Annotated in this window: 17 protein-coding genes; 10 read left to right on the top strand and 7 right to left on the bottom strand. The window is 70.7% G+C overall.

The window, feature by feature from the left end; all coding sequences use genetic code 11:
- Positions 1-105 precede the first annotated feature (105 nt).
- From rimP to truB, 6 genes are all read left to right on the top strand, one after another.
- Positions 106-924, top strand: coding sequence for a ribosome maturation factor RimP (rimP, locus tag ASG51_RS14565; protein WP_056381514.1), 819 nt, complete (start codon positions 106-108; stop codon positions 922-924).
- Positions 925-998: 74 nt separating this feature from the next.
- Positions 999-2,600, top strand: a complete 1,602-nt coding sequence (gene nusA, locus ASG51_RS14560; protein ID WP_056270923.1) for a transcription termination factor NusA — start codon at positions 999-1,001, stop codon at positions 2,598-2,600.
- A gap of 74 nt (positions 2,601-2,674) precedes the next feature.
- Positions 2,675-3,418 carry an RNA-binding protein gene (locus ASG51_RS14555; RefSeq protein ID WP_056381512.1) on the top strand — a complete coding sequence of 248 codons (744 nt, stop codon included), beginning with the start codon at positions 2,675-2,677 and terminating at the stop codon, positions 3,416-3,418.
- A gap of 73 nt (positions 3,419-3,491) precedes the next feature.
- Complete coding sequence (infB, locus tag ASG51_RS14550) at positions 3,492-6,410, top strand: translation initiation factor IF-2 (RefSeq protein WP_056381510.1); 2,919 nt, start codon at positions 3,492-3,494, stop codon at positions 6,408-6,410.
- Positions 6,411-6,707: 297 nt separating this feature from the next.
- On the top strand, positions 6,708-7,142 hold the full coding sequence (rbfA, locus tag ASG51_RS14545; RefSeq protein ID WP_056352948.1) for a 30S ribosome-binding factor RbfA: 435 nt from the start codon (positions 6,708-6,710) through the stop codon (positions 7,140-7,142).
- A gap of 133 nt (positions 7,143-7,275) precedes the next feature.
- Positions 7,276-8,304: a tRNA pseudouridine(55) synthase TruB gene (truB, locus tag ASG51_RS14540; RefSeq protein WP_056381508.1), complete on the top strand. Its 1,029-nt coding sequence runs from the start codon at positions 7,276-7,278 to the stop codon at positions 8,302-8,304.
- A 405-nt stretch (positions 8,305-8,709) separates the two neighbouring features.
- On the opposite strand, the gene ASG51_RS14535 is transcribed toward truB, so the two are convergent.
- Positions 8,710-9,084: a hypothetical protein gene (locus tag ASG51_RS14535; RefSeq protein WP_056381507.1), complete on the bottom strand. Its 375-nt coding sequence runs from the start codon at positions 9,082-9,084 to the stop codon at positions 8,710-8,712.
- A 993-nt stretch (positions 9,085-10,077) separates the two neighbouring features.
- Here ASG51_RS14535 and ASG51_RS14530 point away from each other — a divergent pair.
- Positions 10,078-12,270 (top strand): TonB-dependent siderophore receptor, encoded by a 2,193-nt coding sequence (locus ASG51_RS14530; protein WP_056381505.1) that lies wholly within the window; start codon positions 10,078-10,080, stop codon positions 12,268-12,270.
- Between the two features lie 64 nt (positions 12,271-12,334).
- The gene (locus ASG51_RS14525) at positions 12,335-13,279 is read left to right on the top strand and encodes an alpha/beta hydrolase-fold protein (RefSeq protein WP_082514012.1); all 945 of its coding nucleotides are present in this window, start codon (positions 12,335-12,337) and stop codon (positions 13,277-13,279) included.
- 367 nt (positions 13,280-13,646) lie between these two features.
- Here the strand turns inward: ASG51_RS14525 and ASG51_RS14520 are convergent, their stop codons facing one another.
- The 5 genes from ASG51_RS14520 to ASG51_RS14500 form a co-directional block, all read right to left on the bottom strand.
- The gene (locus ASG51_RS14520; RefSeq protein WP_056381504.1) at positions 13,647-14,822 is read right to left on the bottom strand and encodes a M20 aminoacylase family protein; all 1,176 of its coding nucleotides are present in this window, start codon (positions 14,820-14,822) and stop codon (positions 13,647-13,649) included.
- Between the two features lie 92 nt (positions 14,823-14,914).
- Positions 14,915-15,391, bottom strand: a complete 477-nt coding sequence (gene cueR, locus ASG51_RS14515; RefSeq protein ID WP_082487633.1) for a Cu(I)-responsive transcriptional regulator — start codon at positions 15,389-15,391, stop codon at positions 14,915-14,917.
- A complete protein-coding gene (locus ASG51_RS14510; RefSeq protein ID WP_056381502.1) occupies positions 15,388-17,886 on the bottom strand; it encodes a heavy metal translocating P-type ATPase in 2,499 nt (832 codons plus the stop codon). The genes cueR and ASG51_RS14510 overlap by 4 nt, the downstream gene beginning before the upstream one ends.
- 164 nt (positions 17,887-18,050) lie before the next feature.
- Positions 18,051-20,606, bottom strand: coding sequence for a PBP1A family penicillin-binding protein (locus tag ASG51_RS14505; RefSeq protein ID WP_056381500.1), 2,556 nt, complete (start codon positions 20,604-20,606; stop codon positions 18,051-18,053).
- Between the two features lie 88 nt (positions 20,607-20,694).
- A complete protein-coding gene (locus tag ASG51_RS14500; RefSeq protein ID WP_056270948.1) occupies positions 20,695-21,339 on the bottom strand; it encodes an HdeD family acid-resistance protein in 645 nt (214 codons plus the stop codon).
- Between the two features lie 220 nt (positions 21,340-21,559).
- Here ASG51_RS14500 and ASG51_RS14495 point away from each other — a divergent pair, with 220 nt between their 5' ends.
- Positions 21,560-22,831, top strand: a complete 1,272-nt coding sequence (locus ASG51_RS14495; protein ID WP_082514020.1) for an HlyD family secretion protein — start codon at positions 21,560-21,562, stop codon at positions 22,829-22,831.
- Between the two features lie 98 nt (positions 22,832-22,929).
- Positions 22,930-24,468 (top strand): DHA2 family efflux MFS transporter permease subunit, encoded by a 1,539-nt coding sequence (locus ASG51_RS14490; protein WP_244480156.1) that lies wholly within the window; start codon positions 22,930-22,932, stop codon positions 24,466-24,468.
- A 1-nt stretch (position 24,469) separates the two neighbouring features.
- On the opposite strand, the gene ASG51_RS14485 is transcribed toward ASG51_RS14490, so the two are convergent.
- Entirely contained in the window at positions 24,470-25,657 is a 1,188-nt protein-coding gene (locus tag ASG51_RS14485) for a transglycosylase SLT domain-containing protein (protein WP_082514011.1), read from the bottom strand.
- Positions 25,658-25,730 lie beyond the last annotated feature (73 nt).

Below are 25,730 nucleotides of genomic sequence, written 5' to 3'. Positions count from 1 at the left end.
TGAGACTGCGGTTCGGGAGTGGGCCCCACCGGGTCCGCTCTTTTTTATTGCCGCAATGACTCTCGCGCCGGATCGCCTCGGACAAGGCCGGACTTCAAGCGCAGCATGGCGGACAACCTCAACAGCGACCCGCTCAACAGCGATCTCAACGAAAAGCGCCTCATCACCGAGACCGGCGTGGCCGCGCGGGTGGTGCAGGTCATCGAGGGCTCGATTCAGGGCCTGGGCTATCGCGTCGTCCGGGTGAAGGTGACGAGCGCCAACGGCTGCACGGTGCAGATCATGGCCGAGCGGCCGGACGGCACCATGACGGTGGATGATTGCGAGGCGGTGAGCCGGGCCATCTCGCCACTGCTCGATCTCGATGACCCGATCGGCAAGCCCTACTACCTCGAGATCTCCTCGCCGGGCATCGACCGGCCGCTGGTGCGGGCCGTCGATTTTGCGCGCTGGGCCGGCTACGAGGCCAAGATCGAGCTCGCCGTGCCGATGGACGGCCGCAAGCGCTTCCGCGGCATCATCGGCGCCCCGAATGCGGACGGGCTCACGGTACCGATCGACCTGCCCGACGTGAAGGAGGGCCTGCCGAGCCGGATCGACCTGCCGCTGCGCGACCTCGGCGACGCCTACCTCGTGCTCACCGACGAGCTGGTACGCGAATCCCTGCGCCGCGGCGGTCCACCCGCCCTCGACGACGAGATGGACGACGCGGAGGGGGACGAGGCGGAGATCGAAGCCGAACCGACCCCTGCCCCTGCCCCGCTGAAGAAGAAGATTTCCCGTCCCCTGAAACCGAAGGCCTCGCAACGGCCCAAGCCCGTGAAGGTCGAGACCGAGGAGAGTCTCGCCATCAAGGCCCGGAACAAGGCGAAGCCCGTCCGCACCAAGGCGGTGCGGGTGAAGGAAGACGGCAAGCTCCACTAACACGCCCGGATCCCTGCCCCGCCGAGCGGCGGGGGGATCGCGACAGAACACGACGAAGAGAAGGACGAAAACCGATGGCCGTCGTCAGCGCCAACAGGCTCGAACTCCTGCAGATCGCCGAAGCGGTCGCCCGTGAGAAGGTGATCGACCGGTCCATCGTGATCGACGCGATGGAGGAAGCCATCGCCAAGGCCGCACGCTCCCGCTACGGCGCCGAGACCGACGTGCATGCCGAGATCGACCCGAAGACGGGCGCGCTGCGCCTGTCGCGCCACCTCGTGGTGGTCGACCAGGTCGAGAACGACGCCCGGGAGGTCACCCTGGAGCAGGCCCGCCGCTACAACCCCGGCGCCCTCGTGGGCGACGTCATCTCCGACACCCTGCCGCCCTTCGATTTCGGCCGCGTCGCCGCCCAGTCGGCCAAGCAGGTCATCGTGCAGAAGGTACGCGACGCCGAGCGCGACCGGCAGTTCGACGAGTATAAGGACCGCATCGGCGAGGTCGTGAACGGCCTCGTGAAGCGCGTCGAGTACGGCAATGTCATCGTCGACCTGGGCCGCGGCGAGGGGATTGTCCGCCGCGACGAGATGATCCCGCGCGAGACCTTCCGTCCGGGCGACCGCATCCGCTCCTACCTGTTCGACGTGCGCCGCGAGGTGCGCGGACCGCAGATCTTCCTCTCGCGCTCGCACCCGCAGTTCATGGCGAAGCTCTTCGGCCAGGAAGTGCCGGAAATCTACGATGGCATCGTCGAGGTGAAGGCCGTAGCCCGCGATCCCGGCTCGCGCGCGAAGATCGCCGTGATCTCGCGGGACGGCTCGATCGACCCTGTCGGCGCCTGCGTCGGCATGCGCGGCTCCCGCGTCCAAGCGGTGGTCGGCGAACTCCAGGGTGAAAAGATCGACATCATCCCATGGTCGGAGGACCAGGCGACCTTCATCGTCAATGCGCTGCAGCCGGCGGAAGTCGTGAAGGTGGTGCTGGACGAGGAGGCCGACCGCATCGAGGTGGTAGTGCCCGACGACCAGCTCTCCCTGGCCATCGGCCGCCGCGGCCAGAACGTGCGCCTCGCCTCGCAGCTCACGGGCTGGGACATCGACATCCTGACCGAGGCTGAGGAGTCGGAGCGTCGTCAGAAGGAGTTCGCCGAGCGTACCGCGATCTTCATGGAAGCCCTCGACGTCGACGAGACCGTGGGCCAGCTCCTGGCGGCGGAGGGCTTCCGCAACGTCGAGGAGATCGCCTACGTCGAGCCGGGCGAGCTCGCCAACATCCAGGGCCTCGACGAGGAGAGCGGAACCGAGATCCAGGCACGCGCCCAGGATCACCTCGCCCGCGTCGAATCGGAGTTCGATGCCAAACGTCAGGAACTCGGCGTGCAGGACGAGCTGCGCGAGATCGACGGCATCACCACGCCCATGCTGGTGGCGTTGGGCGAGAACGACGTGAAGACGATCGAGGACCTCGCCGGTTGCGCCACCGATGATCTCGTGGGTTACACCGAAGGGCGCGGCCCCGAGGCCAAGCGGCACACGGGCTACCTCGAGGGATTCGAGATTTCGCGGGCGGAAGCGGAGGCCATGGTCATGGCGGCGCGCGTCCATGCCGGCTGGATCGAGGCGCCGGCCGAGCCTGAGGCGAGCGAGTCCACCGATGAGGAGCCCGTCTCCGTCTGAGAAGGCGAATCATGGCTCCCCGCGGCCACGGATCGCGGGGATGTTTTCCAGTTGACGAAAGAATCCCACGCCACATGACGGGCGAAACCGCAGATGTGACCGACGATGCCGTCGAGCCGGATCCGAGCACGCTGCTCGATCCGGGTCTGGGGCGGGGTCGTGCCAATGCTCTGCGCACATGCCTCGTCACGCGGGTGACGCAGGCGCCGTCCGGCTTGTTCCGTTTCGTGCTCGGGCCCGACGGCGCCGTCGTGCCGGATCTGCGGGCTCGCCTACCCGGCCGCGGTGCCTGGCTTACCCCCACCCGCGCGGCGGTCAACGAAGCGGTGAAGCGGCGCGCCTTTCAACGCGCCTTCAAAAGCAAGGATGCCATGGCATCCGACCTCGCCGACCGCATCGCCGAGGGTCTGCGCGCCGACCTGCGTCAATCGTTGTCCCTGGCCAACAAGGCCGGCTGCGTGGTCGCGGGCTTCGCCAAGGTCGAGTCGGCCATCGGCGACAAGGCCGGTGTGGCGGCGGTGATTCAAGCCTCCGACGGTAGCGCCGACGGACGGCGGAAGATCGTCGCGGCATTGCACCGGCGGCATGGCAGTGCCATATCGTGCATTCCCGTCATCGATGACCTGTCCAACGAAGAATTGGACATGGCCTTGGGTCGGGATCATGTGATACATGCGGCTCTCGTCGCAGGAGTCGGAGCTTCCGGCTGCCTTGCGCGTTGGCGTCGGCTCCGCACCTTCGAAGGTTTGGCGACGACGGCCGAGGAGGCCGGCTCCGCCCGTATTGGGCAGGCCGTTTCCGATCTGCACGACGATTGAAGCGATGGATCTACCCGGCGCACAGCAGTTTGCCGGTTCACGGGACGATGGAAACCCTCAGGGTTTGGACTGAATGAGCGATACGAACAATCCGGGCGACAAGACGCAGGCGAGACCCCCTTCGAAGCCGCTGTCCTTGAAGCGTCCGATCGAGCAGGGAACGGTGCGTCAGAGCTTCTCCCATGGCCGCTCCAAGCAGGTCGTGGTCGAGACGGTGAAGCGCCGTGTCATCGGTGCCGCGCCGGCCGCCCCCGCGCGTGAGACGACGCCCGTCGCCCCTGCGACGCGGGTGGCGCCGCCTCCGCCGCCCGCCGCACCGCGTCAGGCCCAGCGGTCCGCAAATGGCGTGGTGCTTCGCACTCTCAGCGAGCAGGAGAGCAACGCCCGTGCGGCTGCCCTCGCCGACGCCAAGCGCCGCGAAGCCGAGGCGCAGAGGCGTGCCGAGGCAGAAGCCGCGGCTGAGCGCGAGCGCATCGCTGCCGAACAGCGCGAGCGGGAGGCCGCCGAGGCGAAGAAGCGCGAGGAGGAGGCCCGCCGCCGCAAGGAGGAAGAGGATCGCCGCGCCGCCGAGGAGGCAGAACGCGCCGCTGCAATTGCGGCTCAAGACGCTGCGAAGGCCGATGCCGAACCAGCTGCCGCCCCGACCGTGTCGAAGACCGCCCCGATGCCGGCGGCCCCGACCATCGTGCGCTCGGCGCCTCCGGCCCCGGCTGCCCCTGCGGCGGAGCGTCCCGCTCAGGCTGCCGCTCCCGCCCGGCCTGCGGCTCCGACAGCGCCGGCCCGTCCGGCTGCCCGCCCGCCGCTGACGGCGCGTCCTGCCACGGCCGAGCCGCGCAAGACCATCACAGCCGACGTGCGCAAGCCGCGCGACCTGAATTTCATGGCCCGCCCGGCTCCGGCGCCGGAGCCCGAGCCCACCGCTCCGACCGCGGCCACGGCCGCCCGTCCGGCCGGTGGAGCCACGCCGGCCCGTACGGCTGGCCGCCCGCAGGCTGCCGAGGAGGAGAGCGAGCAGAAGCGCGTGATCCGCCGCCCCGGCATGCCGCTCAAGATCATCACGCCGCCCAAGACGCCGAAGCAGCCGGGCGGCGATCGCAACCGCGGCCGTCTCACGATCGCCACCGCCACGTCGGGTGAGGACGAGCGCACGCGCTCCGTAGCCTCGTTCCGCCGCCGCCAGCAGCGCATGAGCGGCAACCGGCAGGTGGAGCAGAAGGAGAAGCTTTCCCGCGAGGTGACGATCCCGGAGACGATCACGATCCAGGAGCTCGCCAACCGCATGTCGGAGCGGGCGGTGGACGTAATCCGTCTGCTCATGAAGCAAGGCGAAATCCATAAGATCACCGACGTGATCGACTCGGATTCGGCGCAGCTCATCGCCGAGGAACTTGGCCACACCGTTCGCCGCGTTGCGGAGTCGGACGTGGAGGAAGGCCTGTTCAGCGACGAGCCGGAGCTGGAGGAGGATCTCGATCCGCGTCCCCCGGTGGTTACCATCATGGGCCACGTCGACCACGGCAAGACCTCGCTGCTCGACGCGATCCGCAAGACCACCGTTGTCTCCGGTGAGGCCGGCGGCATCACGCAGCATATCGGTGCCTACCAGGTCGCGTCCCCGAGCGGCGACATGGTCACCTTCATCGACACCCCCGGCCACGCGGCCTTCACCTCCATGCGCGCCCGCGGTGCCAAGGTGACGGACATCGTCGTGCTCGTGGTGGCGGCAGATGACGGTGTCATGCCGCAGACGGTGGAGGCGATCTCCCACGCCAAGGCCGCCGGCGTTCCCTTGATCGTGGCGATCAACAAGATCGACAAGCCCGAGGCGAATCCGCAGCGGGTGCGAACCGAGCTGCTGCAGCACGACATCCAGGTCGAATCGATGGGTGGCGAAACCCTCGAGTTCGAGGTGTCGGCCAAGACGGGCGACGGTCTGCCGGAGCTTCTCGAGGGCCTGCAGCTCCAGGCCGAGATCATGAACCTGCGCGCCAACGAGACGCGCGACGGCGAGGGTACGGTCATCGAGGCCAAGCTCGATCGCGGTCGCGGCCCGGTGGCGACCGTCTTGGTCCAGCGCGGCACCCTGTTCACCGGCGACATCGTCGTGGCCGGCGCCGAATGGGGCCGTGTGCGCGCCCTCATCGACGACAAGGGCGAGAACGTCCCCTACGCCGGTCCTTCGGTCCCGGTGGAGGTGCTCGGCTTCAACGGCACCCCGGATGCGGGCGACCGCGTCGTGGTCGTGCCGAACGAGGCCCGCGCCCGTGAGGTCACCGAATACCGGGCCCGCCAGAAGCGCGAGCGCCTGGCCGCCCGTACCGGTGGCGCGAACCGCTCGCTGGTCGACATGATGCGCGACCTGAAGGAAGGCGCCGGCCGCAAGGAACTGGCGCTGGTCGTCAAGGGCGACGTGCAGGGCTCGGTCGAGGCCATCAACGGCGCGTTGGAGAAGCTCGGCAACGACGAGGTGTCGGCGCGGATTCTGCTGGCGGGCGTCGGCGGCATCACCGAGTCGGACATCACCCTGGCGGAGGCTTCGAAGGCCGTCGTCATCGGCTTCAACGTGCGGGCCCACAAGGAAGCGCGCGAGTCGGCCGAGAACAAGGGCGTCGAGATCCGCTACTACAACATCATCTACGACCTCGTGGATGACATCAAAGCGACCCTGTCGGGCATGCTGCCGCCGACGCTTCGCGAGGAGCGTCTGGGCGAGGCCCAGATCCTGCAGATCTTCGACGTGTCGAAGGTCGGCAAGATCGCCGGCTGCCGCATCACCGACGGTGTGGTGCAGCGCGGTGCCCATGTCCGCCTAATTCGCGACAGCGTGGTCATCCACGAGGGCAAGCTCGCCCAGCTAAAGCGCCTGAAGGACGATGCGAAGGAAGTGACCGCCGGCTACGAATGCGGCATGTCCTTTGAGAACTTCCAGGACATGCGGGCCGGCGACACCATCGAGTGCTACCGGGTCGAGGAGATCCGTCGCACGCTCTGAGCGGCGGATTCGCTTCGGAATACCGGCGGGGTCGCGACGAGGTCGCGGCCCCGTTGCGCGTTTCGGAGCCGGTGCCGGCCGTCTTCTCGGAATGACGACGCGGAAACTGGCGCGACGGGCCTATATCCCGGACGCCGATCTGCGCTAAGAGGGTCGCCTTCGACGTCCGCTTCGTTTCAGCCGGCTCGGCGTTTCCGTGCGGCGGCACCTCGATGTTCCGTTTCAGCGACGCATCGTCCGCGGCTCCCGGCGCGCCGGTGTCGAACCGTTTCGACGACAAGACGATCAGAATCCGACATGGCCCAGAAGCAGACCCCCACCGGACCCTCGCAGCGCCAGCAGCGCGTCGCCGAGCTGATCCGCCACGCCATCGCCGAGGTTCTCCAGCGCGGGGACATCCAGGACCCGGTGCTGAGCGCCCACGTCATCACGGTGCCGGAGGTGCGGATGTCGCCGGACCTGAAGCTCGCCACGGCCTACATCATGCCGCTCGGCGGCCTGGACGAGGCCCCGGTCCTGGCGGCGCTGGCGCGCAACAAGAAGGCGCTGCGCCAGGAGGTCGCCCGCCGGGTGAACCTGAAATACGCGCCCGACCTGCGCTTCCTACGCGACGAGACCTTCGACGAGGCCGACCGGATCGACGCCCTGCTGCGGACTGATAAGGTGCGCCGTGACCTCGAATCGCCGGCCCCGGAGAAGGACGACGGCGCCTCGGACCCCGACGCCGCCTGACGCGCACCGGCCTTGAGCGGTCCCCCGTCTCCGGCCCGAGGCGGCGGGGACACCGAACAGCGAACCCCGACCGGGACGGATGACGGCGCAGAACGTGCCGCCCGCCCCCTGTGAGCATTGACCGAGGACCCCCATGATCAACGAACCGACCGTCGAGCGCACCGAGGGCTCAGCGCCGCCGAACCCGGCGGACCGGCCCGTGGCCGCCGAGGGCCGGCGTCCGCCGCGGGGCGCGCCGCGCCCCGACCGGCCGAAGCGCCGCGACGTCAACGGCTGGGTGATCCTCGACAAGGGGGTGGGCATGACCTCGACCCATGCGGTCGCGGTGGTGAAGCGCGCCTTCAACGCCAAGAAGGCGGGCCATGCCGGCACCCTCGACCCCCTGGCCTCCGGCATCCTGCCGATCGCGCTCGGCGAGGCGACCAAGACGGTCCCGTTCGTGATGGACGGGCGCAAGGCCTACGTCTTCACCGTGACCTGGGGCATCGAGACCGACACCGACGACGCCGAGGGCCGGCCGGTGGCCACCAGCGAGGCGCGTCCGACCCGCGAGGCCGTGGAAGCGGCGCTGCCGACCTTCATCGGCGCCATCGAGCAGGTGCCGCCGCGCTACTCGGCCATCAAGATCGCCGGGGAGCGCGCCTACGACCTCGCCCGCGACGGCGAGGAGGTCGTGCTGGTGGCCCGCCCGGTGCAGATCGACCATCTCGCGGTGGTTGAGCACAGCCCCGAGCGCACGGTGATCGAGGCCGCCTGCGGCAAGGGCACCTATGTCCGGGCCATCGCCCGCGACCTCGGCCGCCTGCTGGGCTGCTATGGCCACGTCTCGGCCCTGCGCCGCACCCGCGTCGGCCCCTTCACCGAGGCGGATTCCTGCCAGGTCGCCGCCCTCGAGGAAGCCGGGCCGGACGGCAATACCGGGCATCTCCACGCCGTCGAGACCGCCCTCGACGCGGTGCCCTCGGTGCCGGTGTCGCGGGACATGGCCCTGCGCCTGATGCGCGGCCAGCCGGTGATCCTGCGCGGGCGCGACGCCCCGGTGGAGGGCAAGGCCTTCGCCACCTGCGGCGGCATCCTCGTGGCGGTGGGCGACGTCGAGCGCGGCGAACTGGTGCCACACCGGGTGTTCCACCTCGGCGGGACCGCCAACCGCCCGGTCTGAGCGGGGCTTCCGGGGGCCCTCCTCCCACGGGGAGGGTGACCGCAGGCGCACGCCGGACGGGCTCCGCGCAGGCCCCCTCGCCGTCGGGCGGTGGCACCCGTGCCCGTCGATCCGGGGGCGCCGCAGTCGAGCCCGCCCCGAAGGAGAGGCGCGCCGTCCGAGGCCGCCGACCGTGTCAGGTCCGGCACGCTCGGCGTGCCCGGGTCCCGGGCTCCGCTGCGCGGCCCGGGGATGAGGGGGTTCCGGACTCCGACTTTCGGTTCGAGCATCGGCCCTTGCGATCGCCCTTTCCTGGACAGGAGGCGGCGTCGCGTCTGCCAACTCGTCCTCGATGGACCTGCGTCACGCGCTTCCCCGAAGCGGTCGGCAACTCCACGGCCCTTCCCGCTCCGGCGAAACGGTCGCCTACGCGCAGGCGGCGGTGAGGCTCTCGGAACGCGATGCGATCTCTCGGGCGACCTCGACCGCCTGATCCGGATGGTGGGGAACGAGGACCGCGAGCCCTCCCGTCATGGGCGTGAGGAGGCGCCCCGATTGCGAGACAGGGAGGCCGTCGAGCCGGACTGTCAGGCGACAGCCGACAGGCGCGGCCGTGAATGTCGCGAACGCCGCCGCACCGCCATCATCGAAGCGGACCACGATGTCGGGTTGGTTCGGACCCTGACCATTTGCCCGCACCGATGTCGATGCGACCGTCAGGCTGACCGCATCGCCGGCGAAGGCCGTCGAAGGGATGCAGAGAAGCAGCGGAAGCAGGAAACGATCGATCTGTCTGCGCATCGCATGAACTCTCCGTCCTCGGGCTGAAACTCGGTCCGCTCGTCTGTGTGAAGGGCCGCTGAGAGTGAGAAGCGGAGCTTGGCCTTTTGCCCTGGAGCGGACGATCTCGCGATGACCCAGCTCGGTCGTCGGCGGGCCGACGGCGCTCGTCCCTCAGAAGTCCTTCCGGCATCTGTCGTGAAGGGAGTCCAAGCGGCCTCCGCTCCCGTTGGATGGGACTCCCCATGGGTCGATATTCCACCAAACGGAGCGGCATTCGGAACCCGAGGTGCGTTCGATGTCGCGACATTCCACGGACCAACCAAAACCGGGTGCGCCCTTGATCGTACAAGCGTCAGGGCGTGCCGCGATCGTCTCCGAAAGAGCTTTGTCTCGGATCGCCTGATGTGACAGCCGGAAGGCGTCTGCGGTCGTTGGTACGGTCGCGACGGCCCAGACGATGCGGCCCACGATGATGAGCATGACCAGTGCACTGACGCAGCCGAGAAGCAGCGCTGCGGAGCTTCTCTGCCTGGCTTCATCGGACCTTCGCATTCGAGGAGCTTACGAAGTGAAATATTCGCGATCCACTCGATCCGGTGGTCGAGCGGAAGGGCAAAAACCGACCCCCGTCAGGCAGAACGACCGGTATTGCGGCATCTCGAAGGCGGCCACTCGTCAGCGATTTGATCGGGTCAATGAGGAGTCGCTTCAATACGAGACCCTCCAGCCCTGAGCGGGCGTTCAGTGATCGACCCGACTTCATCGCCGCAATCAGTCATTTCCTTCGATCAAGCCAGTGGCTTAAGGCTGATGGAATCGGCCATGAAGGAAAGCGATGATAGACCGATGTAAAATCTCATTATCCAACGCTATAGGGTTACAGATTGGAACAACTTCAGATTTGAAGTGCTCTAATTGTGTGATAAATATCACGTTTCCAACTTGCCATGCAGATCGTATCTGGCAATGAGTACGATACTGCGCCGCTTAAGGCGCTTATCAGCGTGCCATATGCCCCATCGCGCCCCCTCCCTTGCTTTACTTCTCGCCACAACAGCTCTCTCCTGGCCCGTGGCCGCACAGCAAACGAGCGTGCAGCTCGACCAGCTCTCCGTCGAAGGCGTCGCACCGGGACCCCGGATTGGTAGTGGGGCCAATCTCAGTGGTGGGGATGGCGGCACGGCAGCGACCAGCGGCGGCGGCGGAGGCCCTTCCGGAATCACCGGCTACACCGCTCGGATCAGCCCCACGGCGACAAAGACCAACACACCGCTGCTTGAGACCCCACAGTCGGTCACGGTGCTCACCCGTGAGGCGCTCAACGACCGCAACGTCCAGACGCTCAACGAGGCCATCGGCTACGTGGCCGGCGTGTCCTCGAACGTCTTCGGCTTCGATCCGCGCTTCGATTCGTTCTTCGTGCGCGGCTTCAGCCTGACCTATGACGGCATCTTCCGGGATGGCCTGCGCCAGGTCGCATCGGGCCTGACGGTACCGCGCATCGAACCCTACGGCATCGAGGCGGCTACGATCCTGCGAGGGCCGGCTTCCGGTCTCTACGGGCTCGGCTCGCCCGGCGGCATTCTCGACGTCACCACGAAACGCCCGGTCTTCGTGCCCTTCGGCGAGGTGCAGCTACAGGTCGGCAACTTCGACCGCTACCAGGGCAATTTCGACATCGGCGGCCCGGTGGAGGGCACGGGCGGCACCCTCGCGTACCGCGTCACCGGCATCAAGCGGCAGTCGGACACCTTCATCCCCGGGGGCTCGGACGACCGGAGCTACATCGCGCCGTCCTTCACGTGGAAGCCATCCGCCGACACCACCTTCACGTTCCTGAGCGAGTATCAGGAGACCAAGCTTCCGGGCAGCACGACGTTCTTCAACCAGAACCTGCGCCCGACCCGGATCTACTCAGGCGACCCGGCCTTCAACGACTTCAGGCAGCAGCAGGGGCGCGTCGGCTACGCGTTCGAGCACCGCTTCGATGGGGATCTGGTCTTCCGGCAGAACTTCCGTTTCTACGACATCAGCAACGACTATCGCTACGCGTCGATCGCCGCGCTCAGCCCCGACGGCCTGAGCGCCAGCCGATCGACAGGATATTCGCGCCAGTTCCTGAGCCAGATCACGCTCGACAACCAGATCGAGGCCCATGTCACCACGGGGCCGGTCGCGCATACGCTGGTGGCGGGGCTCGACTACGCGCATTCCGACTTCAACTATCGCTTCGGTTTCGGTGCGGCCCCCGATCTCAACCTGGTCACGCGCAATTACGGCCTGCAGCCAATCCTCGCGCCGCTGCTGGGCCCGCGCACCGCGCAGAGCCAGGATCAGGTCGGGCTGTACCTGCAGGAGCAGGCCAAGTTCGACCGCTTCGTGCTGACCCTGACCGGGCGCTACGACTGGGTGTCCCAGACCACGACCGCGGCCCCCGCTGCCGCGACCCAGCAGAACGACCAGGCCTTCACGGGCCGCGTCGGTCTCAACTATCTGCTGGCCCCCGGGCTGGTCCCCTATGCCAGCTACGCCACCACCTTCGCGCCGCAGCCGGGCGTCGATGCCGCCGGACGCGCCTTCAGACCGGCGACGGGGGACCAGATCGAGGCCGGCGTCAAATACCTGATCCCCGGCACGAACATCCAGGCAGGGTTCGCCGGCTTCGATATCGTCCAGAGCAGCGTCCTGCGCACGGATCCGAACAACGTCGCCTTCCAGGTGGCCACCGGCGCCGTCGAGTCCCGCGGCTTCGAGATGGAGGCCATCGCCAACTTCGCGCCGGGCACCAACCTCACCCTCGCCTACACCCACCTCAATCTGCGCTATCTCAGCCAGACCTCTTTCGCGGGCCAATCCCTGGACGGCAACGCCCTCTCGGGCATTCCCGGGGACACGTTCACCGGCTTCCTGAGCTACCTGTTCCCGTCGAGTTCGGCCCTGCGCGGACTGACGCTCGGTGGCGGCATCCGCTTCAACGCCAACAGCTTCGCCAACGACGAGAACACCGTCCGCAACCCGACCGTCACGCTGTTCGATGCGCTGGTGGCCTACGACTTTGCGGCCATCGATCCGGCGTACAAAGGCTTTCGCGCCCAGATCAACGCCAACAACGTCTTCGACCGCGACTACTTCACCTGTCAGGCGGGCTTCTGCTACCGCGGCGCGCCGGCGACCGTCATCGGCAGCCTGATCTACCGATGGTAGACGGCAGAGCTGACACCGGAGCGCCCCTCTCCGCATCCGTTGAGACCCCCGCGAGCCGAGACCGATGAAGGCACTTCCCTCGCGGCGCCGCCTGGCGGCTCTTCCCGCCGCCGCCTGGCTACTGCTGAAGCCGAGCTTGGCCCGTGCGACTGCCGACGAGCCGGCCCGGCTCACTGGCGCAGTCGCCTTCGATCTGGACGGCAACGGCCAGCAGGTGCCGTGGCGGATCACGCTCTACGTTCCGCCCGGCGAGGTGCCTGCGGACGGCTGGCCCGTGCTGTACCTGCTGGACGGCAACGCGGTGACGGCCACGGCGATCGATATCGAACGCGTACAGGCGCCCTACCCCGACGCCACGGGTATCGCCACGCGCTTCGTCGTCGTCGGCATCGGCTATCCCGGGGACGATCCTTACGATGGCCCGCGTCGGTCCTGGGACTACACGCCACCGCCCGGACGGTCCTACCCACCGGCCCGGCTCGGCGGTCCTCCGATCCGGACGGGCGGCGCCGACGCGTTCCTGCGCTTCGTCTTGGACGATCTCCGGCCTGCGATCGCACGACGCTGCAGGGTCGATCCTTCGCGGCAAGCGGTGTTCGGACACTCGTTCGGGGGACTGTTCGTCCTCCACGCCCTCGCTCGGGCGCCCACGGCCTTCTCGCACTGGATCGCCGCCAGCCCGTCCATCTACTGGGAAGACGCCGTGGTGCTCGAAAGCATCGCGGAGTTGGAGAAGGCCTCTCCAAACGGCGCGCGCGTGCTTCTCCTGGCCGGTGCCTACGAGGAAGCCCTCGCCCCGTTCCAACGGGTCGCCCCGGACCATGAGGCGCGGCGCGCCCGCCTCGCATCGACCCGCACCGTGGAACTGACCCGTGCGATGACGGAGCGGTTGAGCCGGATCTCGGGCGTGACAAGCACCTTCAGCCTTATCCCTGGCCGAACTCACATGACCGTCCTGCCCGAAGCACTCAACGAGGCGGTGACCTTCTTCATGCAACGTTCGGGATAGCCTCGCCAAGTAGCTCGACGGCTTCGGCAATGCTGGGATCGTTCGTTCGGGCATACGACAGATCCGCTGCCGGCCCCTGCTCCAGCGAACGTCCGACGTCACGACGTTTCGGTCTGTCGGCAATCCGGCACCAACCCAACCGATCCGGCCGTAGAGCGTCGTCCGGCAAGCTTCCGAGAAGCGGACCTCCAGAGGTCCAACACGGGGTCGCAAGTCGCTCCTCGCAGGGTCGGGACGATCGGCTGTTGCCCCCAGGGCCGGGCCCTGTCACGGCCGTCGATCGGTCTGCGCGGCCCGGCCGCCCGGAACCCGCCGTTACAGGAGGGCGCCCGGCTCGGCCGGAGCCTGCCTCGCGTGACGATCCGCGTCACGCGCCCCGGATCGGCAACCCCGTCTCGATCACCCGCGCCCAGAGCGAGGCGCCGTAGGGTGCGGCGGCGTCGTTGAAGTCGTAGTCCGGGTGGTGCAGGCCGGCGCTGTCGCCGTTGCCGAGGAAGATGTAGGCGCCGGGGCGGTGGGCGAGCATGTAGGAAAAGTCCTCGGCGGCCATCATGGGGGCCACCGCCCGGTCGACGCCGGCCTCGCCGACGAGCCCGGCCGCCACGTCGGCGATGAAGTCCGTCTCCGCCGGATGGTTCTCGGTGACGGGGTAGCCGCTGTTGAAGTCGATGGCGCCGGTGGCGCCGAAGCCCCGGGGCACGTGGGTGACGATCTCGGTGATCCGGTCTTGGATCAGGGTCCGCATCGGCTTCGAGAGGGCCCGCATGGTGCCCCGCAGGACCACGCATTGCGGCAGCACGTTGAAGGCCTCCCCCGCCTCCAGGGCGCAGACCGAGACCACCGCGCTCTCCAGGGGATCGACGGTGCGCGACACCACGGATTGGAGCGCCGTGATCACGTGGCTCGCCACCAGCACGCTGTCGATGGCGTTGTGCGGCTGGGCGGCGTGGCCGCCCCGGCCCGTGATGGTGATGGTGAAGCGGTCCGTGGAGGCCATGATCGGGCCCGGCCGGATGGCGAAGGTGCCCAGCGCCTGGCCCGGGATGTTGTGCATGCCGTAGACGGTCTCGACGCCGAAGCGCTCCATCAGCCCGTCGCGGACCATGGCTTCGCCGCCGCCGCCGCCCTCCTCCGCCGGCTGGAAGATCAGCACCGCCGTGCCGTCGAAGGCGCGGGTCTCGGCGAGGTACTTCGCCGCCCCGAGCAGCATCGCCGTGTGCCCGTCATGCCCGCAGGCATGCATCTTTCCCGGCACCGTGGAGCGGTAGGGCAGGTCGCGCGCCTCCTGGATCGGCAGGGCGTCCATGTCGGCGCGCAGGCCGATGGCGCGGTTCGAGCCGTGGGCCCGGCCGCGGATCACCCCGACGACGCCCGTTCGGCCGATGCCGGTGGCGACCGTGTCGCAGCCGAAGCCCCGCAGCTTGTCGGCGACGAAGCCGGCGGTGCGGTGGACGTCGTATTGCAGCTCGGGATGCGCGTGGAGATCCTGGCGCCAGGCGGCGATCTCGTCCGCGAAGGCGGCGATCCGGTCGAGGACGGGCATGGACAGCGACTTTCGAGAGGCGACGGCTCTCAAGGGGGGGACGCGCCGGGGTTGCGACGCCGGTCCCAGCAAACAAGAGGCCAGGGATGCGGTCAACGCGTCCCGCGCCGCGAAGGCGACGCTCCGGGGTCGCGCTCCCCCTGCCGCGGTGTCGCGCCGGGCCGGCCGTGGGGACCGCTGGCGAGGTCGTCGAGGATCGGGCAGTCGGGCCGGGCGTCGCCGCCGCAATGGGCGGCCAGATCCTCCAGGGTGCGGGCCATGCCGTCCAGGGCGTCGATCCGGCGCCGCAGGTCCGCCACATGGTCGAGGGCGAGGCGGCGCACCTGGGCGCTCGCCCGCGCCCGGTCGTGCCAGAGGGCGAGCAGCGCCCGGATATCCTCCATGGTGAAGCCGAGGTCGCGGGCCCGGCGCACGAAGCGCAGGGCATGGAGGTCGGCCTCCGTGTAGAGGCGGTAGCCCGCGGCCGTCCGGCCGGCCGGCGCCAGCAGGCCGGTCTCCTCGTAGTAGCGGATCATCTTGGCCGAGACGCCGGTGGCGCGGGCGGCCTCCCCGATGGTCACCGCGCTCACGCCCCCGCTCCCGTCGTCGACGCGGTGCCGCCGGCCCGGCGCAGGCGCAGGGCGTTGGCGAGGACGAAGACGCTCGACAGCGCCATGGCGCCCGCCGCCAGGACCGGCGAGAGCAGCGGTCCGCCGACCGCGTGGAGCAGCCCCGCCGCCACCGGAATCAGCGCGACGTTGTAGGCGAAGGCCCAGAACAGGTTCTGGCGGATGTTGCGCATCACCGCGGCCGAGAGCCGGAAAGCGCCGACGAGGCCCGAGAGGGCGCCCGACATCAGCACCACGTCGGCGGCCTCCACCGCGATGTCGGTGCCGGTACCGAGGGCGATGCCCACATCGGCCTCGGCCAGGGCCGGCGCGTCGTTGATGCCGTCGCCCACGAAGGCCACCGCGCCGTGGCGGGCACGCAGGGCCTGCACCGCCGCGACCTTGCCGCCGGGGAGGATCTCGGCCGAGACCGACGTGATGCCGAGAGTGCGGGCCACGGCCTCGGCCACCGCGCGGCCGTCGCCGGTCACCATCGCCACCGCGAGGCCGCGGGCGCGCAACGCCGCCACGGCCTCGGCCGCGCCGGGCTTGATCGGGTCCGCCACCGCGACCAGGGCGGCGAGGCGCCCGTCGAGGGCGATGAAGAGCGGGCTGCGGCCCTCCCGGGCGAGGCGGTCGGCCGCGTCGTCGAGGTCTCCGGCCGGGATCGTAAGGCGGTCGAGGAAGCGCCGCGCGCCGACGACGACGGCGCGGCCGTCCACCGTGCCGGCGATGCCGTAGCCGGGCTCCGCCGCGAAGGCCGTGACCGTTCCGAGGGCCAGGCCCCTGTCCGCGGCCGCCGCCACGAGGCTGCGGGCGATGGGGTGCTCGGAGCGGGATTCGAGGCTCGCGGCGAGGCGCAGGGCCTCGTCCGCCGCGACGCCCGGCCCGGCGACGAGGTCCGTCAGGGTCGGGCGGCCCAGGGTGAGCGTTCCGGTCTTGTCCAGGGCGACGACCCGGACCGCGCGCAGGCGCTGGAGCGCGCCGCCATCGCGGAAGAGCACGCCGAGCTCGGCCGCGCGGCCGGTGCCCACCATGATCGAGGTCGGGGTCGCGAGGCCCATGGCGCAGGGGCACGCGATGATGAGCACCGCGATGGCGTTGACGAGGGCGAGGCCGACGGAGGGGCTCGGCCCGAAGGCCAGCCAGCCCGCGAAGGTCGCCGCCGCGGCGGCGATGACCGCCGGCACGAACCAGCCCGTCACCCGGTCGACCACGGCCTGGATCGGCAGCTTGGCGCCCTGCGCCGCCTCGACCATGCGGACGATTCGGGCGAGCACGGAGTCGGCCCCGACGGAGTCCACCCGCAGGTCGAAGCTGCCATGGGTGTTGAGGGTGCCGCCCACCGCGCCGTCGCCGGGCGCCTTGGCCACCGGCACCGGCTCGCCGGTGATCATGCTCTCGTCGACGTAGCTCGCCCCGGAGACCAGGACGCCGTCGGCGGCCACCCGCTCGCCCGGGCGGACCCGGACCACGTCCCCGCGCCGGAGGCTCGCCTGGGCCACCTCCGTCTCGACGCCATCGCGGATCACCCGCGCGGTGGCGGGGCTGAGGCCGACGAGGCGGGCGATGGCCGCGCCCGTCCGCCCCCTGGCCCGCGCCTCCAGGGTCCGGCCGAGGAGGATCAGCGTGACGATCAGGGTCGCGGCCTCGAAGTAGAGGTGGGCCGTCCCCGCCGGGAGAAGCGCCGGCGCCAGGACCGCGACCAGGGAATACAGGTAGGCGGCGCCGGCCCCGAGGGCCACGAGGGCGTTCATGTCCGGGTGGCCGCGGACCAGGGCGGGCAGGCCCTGGCGGAAGAAGCGGGCCCCGGGTCCGGCGAGCACCAGGGTGGCGAGACCGGCCTCGATCCCGCCGGCCCAGGCGCCGAGGGCGCCGTGAACCGCGTGGCCGAAGGCCGGGACGAGGTGGCCGCCCATGTCGAGGACCACGATCGGCGCCGACAGGAGCGCCGCCGCGACGAGGTCCCGGCGCAGGGCCGCGCCCTCCCGCGCCAGACGGGTCTCCCGGGCCGCGACCGGCGCTTCGACCGGGGCCTGCGGCTGGTAGCCCGCCTTCGCGACCGCCGCCTCCAGGTCCGCGCGCGCCACCAGCCCCTCGGGGTGGCGCACCGTGGCGCGGCCGGTGGCGAGGTTGACCGTGACCGCGGCGACGTCCGGGACGGCGGCCAGCGCGCGCTCGACCCGCCCGACGCAGGCGGCGCAGGACAGTCCGGCGATCTCCAGGGTGGTGACGGCCTCCGGCACGGCGTAGCCGGCCCGCGCGACGGCCTCCACCGCCGCGGCACCGGGACCCGGCAGACGCAGTTCGGCCCGTCCGGTGGCGAGGTTGACCGAGACCTCCGAGGCTCCCGGCAGGGCGCGCAACGCCCGCTCCACCCGCCCGACGCAGGAGGCGCAGGTCAGCCCCTCCACCGGGAAGCCGAGCCGCCGGCCGGGCGTGGGAATCGTGGCATCGAGGGTCGGGCGCTTGTCCATGTTCCCCCATGTGGGGGTTCCCATGGTGGGAAGGTCAAGGGGCGGGCGGGGGTACTGACCGGACCGCTTCCGCCCAGTCGGCGCGCCGCATCCGCGGGAGGGGGGCCAACGCATCGCGGGACGGTGCGGAACGCGATGTTCCGCTCGGCCCAGGATCCCGGCCCCTACCGCCGCCGGCCCCAGATGCCGGCGCGCTCGGAGCGGGCCTGCTCCTCGGCGGCGAGGAGGTCGGCCGGCGCGTCCTCGGCGGCGCGGGCGCCGCCGGCCGTGAGGATCAGGGCGGCGAGGTCGTCGCCATCGATCTGGCAGCGGAGCTGCTCGCCAGCCGCCTCGGCCCCGGAGGCGGGGGCGCAGGTCACCTCGCGGCGGCGCAGGTAGCGGGCGAGCTGCCGGGCGAGCGCCCCGCCCTCCCCTTCCACCCCGAGGAGGCGGACGGTGCGGCCGCGGAAGGCCAGGGTGCCGGTGTCGACCACCTCCGGCACGCCGCGGATGCCGGGCGCGGCGGCGCTGGCGGCGACCTCGCGGGCGGGCGCCGGCTCGGCCCGGGCCGGCTCGCCCCGCGCCGCCGAGGGGCGCTTGCGGCCCTTGGCCAGCTGCGCCGTCGCCCGCTGGACAAAGTCGTGGAAGATGCTCGCCGGGAGATCGCCGCCGCCGACGCGGTTCATGGAGGCATTGTCGTCGTTGCCGACCCAGACGCCCACGACGAGGTCCGGCGTCATGCCGATGAACCAGGCATCGCGATAGTCCTGGGTCGTCCCGGTCTTGCCGCCCACCGGCAGGCCGGCGACCCGGGCAGCCTTGCCGGTGCCGCCGTCGACCACGGCCTGGAGGGAGTCGAGCATCATCGCCCGGGCCTCGGTGGGGATCGCGGTGCCGCCCTTGGCGTCGGCGCGCAGGTAGAGCGGCTGCGGCTGGGCGCCCCGGATGGCGTGGACGCTGTGGGTGTCCACCGGCGCGGCCCCGGCCAGCACGCCCGCATAGGCGCGGGTCATCTCCAGCAGCGTCACCTCGGCCGAGCCGAGGGCGAGGCTCGGCACGTTGGGCAGCTCCGCGGTCACGCCCATCCGGTGGGCGGTGGCGATGACCGCCGGGATGCCGACCTCGTCGGCCAGCTGCGCCGCCACCGTGTTGATCGACTGCGCGAAGGCGCTGCGCAGGGGCATCGCGCCCTTGAACCGGCCCGTGGAATTCTGCGGTTCCCAGTCGCCGATCTGGATCGGCCGGTCGACCAGCACCGTGTCGGGGTTGAAGCCGTTCTCGTAGGCCGTGAGGTAGACGAACAGCTTGAACAGCGAGCCGGGCTGGCGCTTGGCCTGGGTGGCGCGGTTGAACTGGCTGTCCTCGTAGTCGCGCCCGCCCACCAGGGCGAGGATCGCGCCCTCCTTGTTGAGCACCACCATGGCGCCCTGGCCGGCCTTCTTCTTGGCCCCCTCGGCATCGAGTCGGCGGGCGACGACGCCCTCCGCGAGGCTCTGCAGGTCGAGGTTGAGGGTGGTGCGCACGGTGACGTCGCCCGGCGCGTCGGCGAGCTTCTTCGACTCCGCCGAGACCATGTCGAGGAAGTAGTTGGTGCCCGGCGGCGTCTCGGGGGGCGTGCGCAGGGTGATGGTCTGGGCGCGGGCCTTGTCGGCCTCGGCGGCCGTGATCGCGCCGGTCTCCACCATGGTCTGCAGCACCACGTCGGCGCGCTCCTTGGCGCCGCCGAAGTTCCGGGTCGGGGCCAGCTGCGAGGGCGCGCGCACCAGGCCCGCCAGCATCGCGGCCTCCGGCAGGGTCAGGGCCTTGGCCCCCTTGCCGAAGTAGCGCCGGGCGGCGGCATCGACGCCGTAGGCGCCGGCCCCGAAATAGGCGGTGTTGAGGTAGCCGAGCAGGATCTCGTCCTTCGACATCGTCGCCTCGACGCGCAGGGCCAGGAACGCCTCCTGGATCTTGCGGCGCAGCGACTTCTCCTGGTTCAGGGAGACGAGCCGGGCATATTGCTGGGTGATCGTCGAGCCGCCCTCGCGCACGCCGCCGCCGACGGCGTTGCGGTACAGGGCGCGCAGGAAGCCGCGCGGGTCGAGGCCCCAGTGGGAGCGGAAGCGCCGGTCCTCGATCGCGATGATCGCCTGGCCGAGATGGGCCGGCATCTCCGCCGCCGTCAGCTTCTGGCCCTGGAACGCCCCGCGGGTGGCGAAGACCCGGCCGTCATCGGCCTCGACGGTGAGCGCCCGCTGGCCCGCTTCCGGCACCACGCCGCCCAGGGGCGGCAGGGTGGCGAAGCTGTACAGGACGAGCCCGGCCAGGGCCAGCAACGGCAGCAGGACGACCGCCAGGGCCGCGGCGCGCCAGGGATGGCGGCGGAGCCGGGCCGGCCAGCCGGCGGCGCGGGGCGCCGGCGCGCGTGCGGGCGCGGGCGTCGGCCCCGCCGCAGGCGCGGCGGTGGACGGGGGCGGAGGTCCGGCCGGCGCGCGGGGGCGCATGCGGTCAGCCCATCCCCGCCAAGCTGGCCCCGCCGCCCGCGCCGCGCCGGCGGCCCGGCGTCCGGCACCCCGTGCCGCACCGACGGCGAGCACGCCGAGCTGGCGGCCGAGGGTCCGCGCCGCCGCCGCGGCTTCCCGCGCCGCGGCGCGGGTGTCCGCATTGTCCGGCCCGGCGGCGCTCCGGGGCTCGGGCTCAGGGGCGGGCCGGGGCGGGTCGACCCGCGCGGGGCGCGGGCGTTCCGGGTCGGGGGAGGTCATCGCGGGCCATGGTCACGGGGGGCGGGGCTCGGGCGGCGAAGCGCCCCGCGGTGTCCCGCCGGTTCTAGACCATCTCGCGCGGCCAAAGCTACGCCGTTCCGGGGCGCCCCAGGGGGCCGGGCCGGCCCGCCTCCGCGTGGCGGCCGCGCAGGCGGAAGGCCAGAAGCACCAGCAGGATTCCGAACACCATCGTGTAACTGCCGATCCACCAGGTCAGGACCAGGGCCGACATGCCGGGATCGACCAGGAGCGCGATGCCGAACAGGATCGAGACGACGCCGCCGAGCACCAGCCACCAGCGCCCGTAATGGGCATGCAGGCGGAAGCCCGCCGCCACCATGAGGCCGCCGGTGACGAGGGCCCAGAACGCCACGAGGTAGACGAAGGCCCAGACGGCTGCCGCCGGGACGAGCACGGCCGCGACGCCGACGACGAGGTCGAGGAGCCCTTCGAGGAGGAGGAAGCCCCAGCGCTCGTGGCGCTGGGCGGCCCGCACCGAGGCGATCACGCCGACGATGCCGTCCACCAGCATGTAGGCGGCGAAGAACAGCACGAGGGAAAGGACGAAGGCGCCGGGCGCCACGAAGGCGATCAGCCCGAACAGGATCGCGACGACCCCGCGCAGGGCCATCAACCACCAATTGCGGGCCAGCACCGTGCTCATCGCGTCGAGACGGTCGAGGCCGCCCGGACCGGCGGCACCCGGTGGCGACAGGGAAGAACCGGCTGTCATACGCGCCTCCTGCAGGTTGCGGACGAACCGGGATCCGGCCCGTCAAACCCGAAAACGCGCGCCGGATTTCGGACGTTCCGTCGGGCCGCGGACGGGGCCCGCAAACGTCATGCGCACCGGGAACAATCGCCGGCGCTACTTCTTGTTGTCGCCGAGGCGGGAGTTTCGGGCGGCGCGGTTTCGATCGCGCGGCCCCTGGATGCGTTCGGACGGTTCGTCGATGCTTCAGGATCAGCAGGCCGTGGGGCGCCAGCCCGCACGGGGCGACGCGGTGCGGCCCTCCGACCCGGAAGGGGCCGATCCGCAGGAGACGGCGTCCGCGACGAGGTCCCCCGGAGAGGCGCCCCCCGGCGAGACCGAGCCGGGCGCGGAGTCCGGCGCGCCCGAGAAGTCCGGCTCGGGCGAAGAGTCCGGCTCGGCCGAGGAGTCCGACGCGGCCGAGGAGTCCGACGCGGACAGCAAGCCGAACCTCCTGCGCCGGCATCCGTTCTGGGCCCTCGGCATCGCCGTGGCGGTCGTCGCCGTGGCGGCCGGCGCCTACGTCTACTGGCTGACCCGCCTGCACCCGTTCGAATCCACCGACGACGCCTTCGTCGATGCGCGGCAATTTTCCATCGCGCCCAAGGTCGCCGGTTACATCGTGGACGTGCCGGTCACCGACAACCAGCATGTCGAGACCGGGGCCGTTCTCTTCCAGATCGACCGGCGCGACTACGCGGTGGCCCTGGCGCAGGCGAAGGCGCAGGTCGCCTCGGCCGAGGCCTCGATCCACAACTTCGAGGCGCAGATCGAGGGCCAGAAGGCGCAGGTCGCCGCCTCCCAGGCGGAGGTGACGCAGGCCGAGGCCTCGCTGAAATTCGCCCGGGAGGATGCGGCCCGCTACCGGGACCTCGCCGAGAAGGGGGCGGGCACGATCCAGCGCTCGCAATCCTCGTCCTCGACCCTCGACCAGCAGCAGGCCGCCTACGATCGCGCGCGGGCGAACGTCGTCGCGGCGCGCACCCAGGTCGGCGCGCTCAATGCGCAGAAGGCGGGGGCCGAGGCCAGCCTCGCCACCGGCAAGGCCCAGGTGGCCCAGGCCGAACTGAACCTCGGCTACACCACCGTCACGGCGGCCCAGCCGGGCCGGCTGGTACAGCTGTCGGGCGCCAAGGGCCAGTTCGCCCAGGCCGGGCAGACGCTGTCGACCTTCGTGCCCGACGACATCTGGGTGATCGCGAACTACAAGGAGACGCAGATCACCGACATGCGGCCGGGCCAGCACGCCGACATCGAGATCGATGCCTATCCCGAGCGCAAGATCACCGGCCACGTGGAGTCCGTGCAGCCCGGCTCCGGCACCGCCTTCAGCCTGCTCCCGGCCCAGAACGCCACCGGCAACTACGTGAAGGTGGTCCAGCGCATCCCGGTGAAGATCGTCGTCGACCAGTGGCCCACCGACGTCGCCATCGGCCCCGGCATGTCGATCGTGCCGCGGGTCCACGTCCGGTGAGCGGTGCGGCTTCGCAGGCGGGGGGCAAGGCGGGGGGCAAGGCGAGCGGCGCGTCGGGGGCCTCCGCCAAGGCGCCGGGCGGGCACAACCCCTGGGCCATCGCCCTCGTCGTCTCGCTGGCGACCTTCATGGAGGTGCTCGACACCACCATCGCCAACGTGGCCCTGCGCTACATCTCCGGGGGCTTGGCGGTGGGCCCCGACGAGGCCGCCTGGGTGGTGACGAGCTACCTCGTGGCCAACGCCATCGTGCTCACGGCCTCGAGCTTCCTCGCCAAGCGGTTCGGCCGCAAGGCGTTCTTCATGTGGAGCATCGCGCTCTTCACCGTGGCCTCGGTGCTGTGCGGCTTTGCCTGGAACCTCGAATCGCTCCTCGTCTTCCGCGTGCTCCAGGGCTTGGGCGGGGGCGGCATGGCGCCGCTGGCCCAGTCGATCCTCGCCGATTCGTTCCCGCCGGCGAAGCGCGGCCAGGCCTTCGCCCTCTACGGCCTCGCCGTGGTGGTGGCACCCGTGATCGGCCCGACGCTGGGCGGCTGGCTCTCCGACAACGTCTCCTGGCACTGGTGCTTCCTCATCAACGGCCCCATCGGCCTGATCGCCCTCGGGCTGATGCATGTGCTGCTGGAGGACCCGCCGGGGGCGGCGGCGGAACGGCGTCGCCTGCGCCGCGCGGGCGTGCGCTTCGACCTCGTGGGATTCCTCCTCGTCGCCACCTTCCTGGGGTCGCTCGAGGTCGTCCTCGACGAGGGCCAGCGCAAGGACTGGTTCGGCTCGACCTTCATCATCGTGTTCGCGGCGATCTGCGTCGTCGCCTTCGTGGCGATGATCCCCTGGGAGCTGACCCGGAAGAACCCGGTCGTGGACCTCCGGCTCCTCGGCAGCCGCCAGTTCGGCGCGTGCTTCCTGGTGATGATGGCCACCGGCGCGATCCTGATCGCGACGACGCAGTTCGTGCCGCAGCTGGTGCAGGAATATTACGGCTACACCGCCACCCTCGCGGGCCTCGTCCTGGCGCCCGGCGGCCTCGTCACGGTGTTCATGATGCTGGTGATCGGCCGGATCTCGGGCAAGGTGCAGCCGAAATACCTCATCGCCCTGGGCGCCGCGATCGTCTCTGCGGCGATGTACGACCTCACGCGCCTCTACGGCGACACCAGCTTCTGGTTCTTCGCCTGGTCGCGCATCTATATCGGCATCGGCCTGCCGATGATCTTCATCTCGATCACCGCCGCCTCCTACGAGGGGATCGACAAGGGGCAGACCGACCAGGCTTCGGCGCTGATCAACGTCGCCCGCAACGTCGGCGGCTCGATGGGCGTGAGCCTCGCCCAGAACGTGCTCGCCTACCGGCAGCAATTCCACCAGAGCCGGCTCGGGGAGAGTATCTCCGGCGCCAACCCGAACTACCAGGAGACCTTGCGGGCGGCGACGCAGTACTTCCAGGCCCATGGGGCGTCCGGCGTCGAGGCGCAGAACCAGGCCATCGCCTGGATCGGCCAGCAGCTCCAGACCCAGGTGGCGTACTGGGGCTACATCGACGTGTTCTGGTCGCTCTGCCTCGTTTCGGGGGCGGCGGTGCCGCTCGCGATGATCCTCAGCAAGGTCAAGCTCGGCGGGGGCGCGCCGGCCGGGCATTGAGTCAGTCGGCCGGCGTGGTCGCCTCAGTGACGTGGACGCGCGCGGCCGGCGCCGGGGTGGGAGCCGCGTCGGTCTCGATCTCCATGAGGGTGACCTCGGATTTCAGCTCGGGTCCCGCCAGGGCGGCCACGCCCTCGTAGCGGTCGAGGCGACGGTCGATCATGCCGCCGATCTTCTCGCGCACCTCGGCGACCGTGAGGCTGCGGCGGCCCTTGCCGGCCTTCTCGGTGAACAGGCTCCGGTTCGCCTTTGCCGCGGCCTTGAAGACCTGCTTGGCGACCTGGCCCGGCTTCTCGGCGGTGAGCTCGAGGAAGCGGCCGGCGCTGGCGGTGCCGAGGAAATGCGCGAAGTAGAGCTCGGCGGTGGAGAGGTCGCGGCCGATGCGCTGCTCGATCCGGCCCTTGTCGCGATTGATGAGCTCGCCCGCCATCAGGGCGGCGACATAGGGGTCCTGGCGCAGGCGCAGCACGCGGGTCCGCACCGCCTCGTCGGCGATCGTGATGGCGCTGCCGCGCCCCTTCACCGCCGCCGCCTCGTCGGCGAGGCCGTGGCGGGCGCCGTAGGTGCGGATGAGCTCGAGCCAGGTACCCGACAGGAACTGGAACAGGCCCTCGGCGGAGGAGGTCGAGGCCTTCACCGTGGTCGAGAAGCTCGATTCCTTGTCGGCCAGCGCCATCATGTAGGCGGGATCGACCCCGGTTTCGGTGGCGGCCCGCAGGATGGTGTCGACGATCTCGCGCGGCACGGCCATGTCGCCGAAGCGCAGGCGCTCGGCGCCGGCGGCGTCGCGGCTCGGGGCGAGGGCGGCGAGGTCGCTCTCGATCAGCGACAGCGTCGCGGGTTCCTGCTCGACCACCGGAACACCGGCCCAGTCGGCCGCGTTGGTGGCTTCAGGTGCGGGCGCGGACTGCTCCCGGACGAGGGTCTGCGCCGTCAGGGCGCGCTCGTCGATCCGGTCATGGGCCGCAGCGGCAGGGGCCAGGGCGTTCTGCGGCAGGGCGCCGCCCAGCAGCACGCCGGTGACGAGCGTCGCGAGGGTCCGGCGGCGAAGAGTGGCGAAGGTCCGGCGCGTCCTGCGCTCGGTCCGCGGCAGCCACGCCACGGTCAGATCTGCGTTGAAGGTCTCGTTGGGCACGAGACGGCTCACGTCGTCGGCGCAGAGCGCCGGCTCCGGGAAAACCCCCATCATTGGTCCTTGTTCGTACCGCTGCCTTCGTCGGGCGCGGCTTCGTTGTCGTTCAGCGAGGGGACGTCTCGCCGGC

Origin of the sequence: Methylobacterium sp. Leaf465 (genome assembly GCF_001424705.1) — a bacterium.
Taxonomy (GTDB): domain Bacteria; phylum Pseudomonadota; class Alphaproteobacteria; order Rhizobiales; family Beijerinckiaceae; genus Methylobacterium.
Note: the sequence above shows the minus strand (reverse complement) of the source record. Positions and strands in the feature narration are given on the sequence as shown.

Excerpts from the sequence above, each read along its gene's own strand:
- ASG51_RS14485 (WP_082514011.1), bottom strand. The coding sequence starts at position 25,657 with ATGATGGGGGTTTTCCCGGAGCCGGCGCTCTGCGCCGACGACGTGAGC.
- ASG51_RS14505 (WP_056381500.1), bottom strand. The coding sequence starts at position 20,606 with ATGACCTCCCCCGACCCGGAACGCCCGCGCCCCGCGCGGGTCGACCCG.
- ASG51_RS14510 (WP_056381502.1), bottom strand. The coding sequence starts at position 17,886 with ATGGACAAGCGCCCGACCCTCGATGCCACGATTCCCACGCCCGGCCGG.
- ASG51_RS14500 (WP_056270948.1), bottom strand. The coding sequence starts at position 21,339 with ATGACAGCCGGTTCTTCCCTGTCGCCACCGGGTGCCGCCGGTCCGGGC.
- ASG51_RS14525 (WP_082514012.1), top strand. The coding sequence starts at position 12,335 with ATGAAGGCACTTCCCTCGCGGCGCCGCCTGGCGGCTCTTCCCGCCGCC.
- rimP (WP_056381514.1), top strand. The coding sequence starts at position 106 with ATGGCGGACAACCTCAACAGCGACCCGCTCAACAGCGATCTCAACGAA.
- nusA (WP_056270923.1), top strand. The coding sequence starts at position 999 with ATGGCCGTCGTCAGCGCCAACAGGCTCGAACTCCTGCAGATCGCCGAA.
- ASG51_RS14495 (WP_082514020.1), top strand. The coding sequence starts at position 21,560 with ATGCTTCAGGATCAGCAGGCCGTGGGGCGCCAGCCCGCACGGGGCGAC.
- truB (WP_056381508.1), top strand. The coding sequence starts at position 7,276 with ATGATCAACGAACCGACCGTCGAGCGCACCGAGGGCTCAGCGCCGCCG.
- rbfA (WP_056352948.1), top strand. The coding sequence starts at position 6,708 with ATGGCCCAGAAGCAGACCCCCACCGGACCCTCGCAGCGCCAGCAGCGC.
- ASG51_RS14555 (WP_056381512.1), top strand. The coding sequence starts at position 2,675 with ATGACGGGCGAAACCGCAGATGTGACCGACGATGCCGTCGAGCCGGAT.
- infB (WP_056381510.1), top strand. The coding sequence starts at position 3,492 with ATGAGCGATACGAACAATCCGGGCGACAAGACGCAGGCGAGACCCCCT.
- ASG51_RS14535 (WP_056381507.1), bottom strand. The coding sequence starts at position 9,084 with ATGCGCAGACAGATCGATCGTTTCCTGCTTCCGCTGCTTCTCTGCATC.
- ASG51_RS14530 (WP_056381505.1), top strand. The coding sequence starts at position 10,078 with ATGCCCCATCGCGCCCCCTCCCTTGCTTTACTTCTCGCCACAACAGCT.
- ASG51_RS14520 (WP_056381504.1), bottom strand. The coding sequence starts at position 14,822 with ATGCCCGTCCTCGACCGGATCGCCGCCTTCGCGGACGAGATCGCCGCC.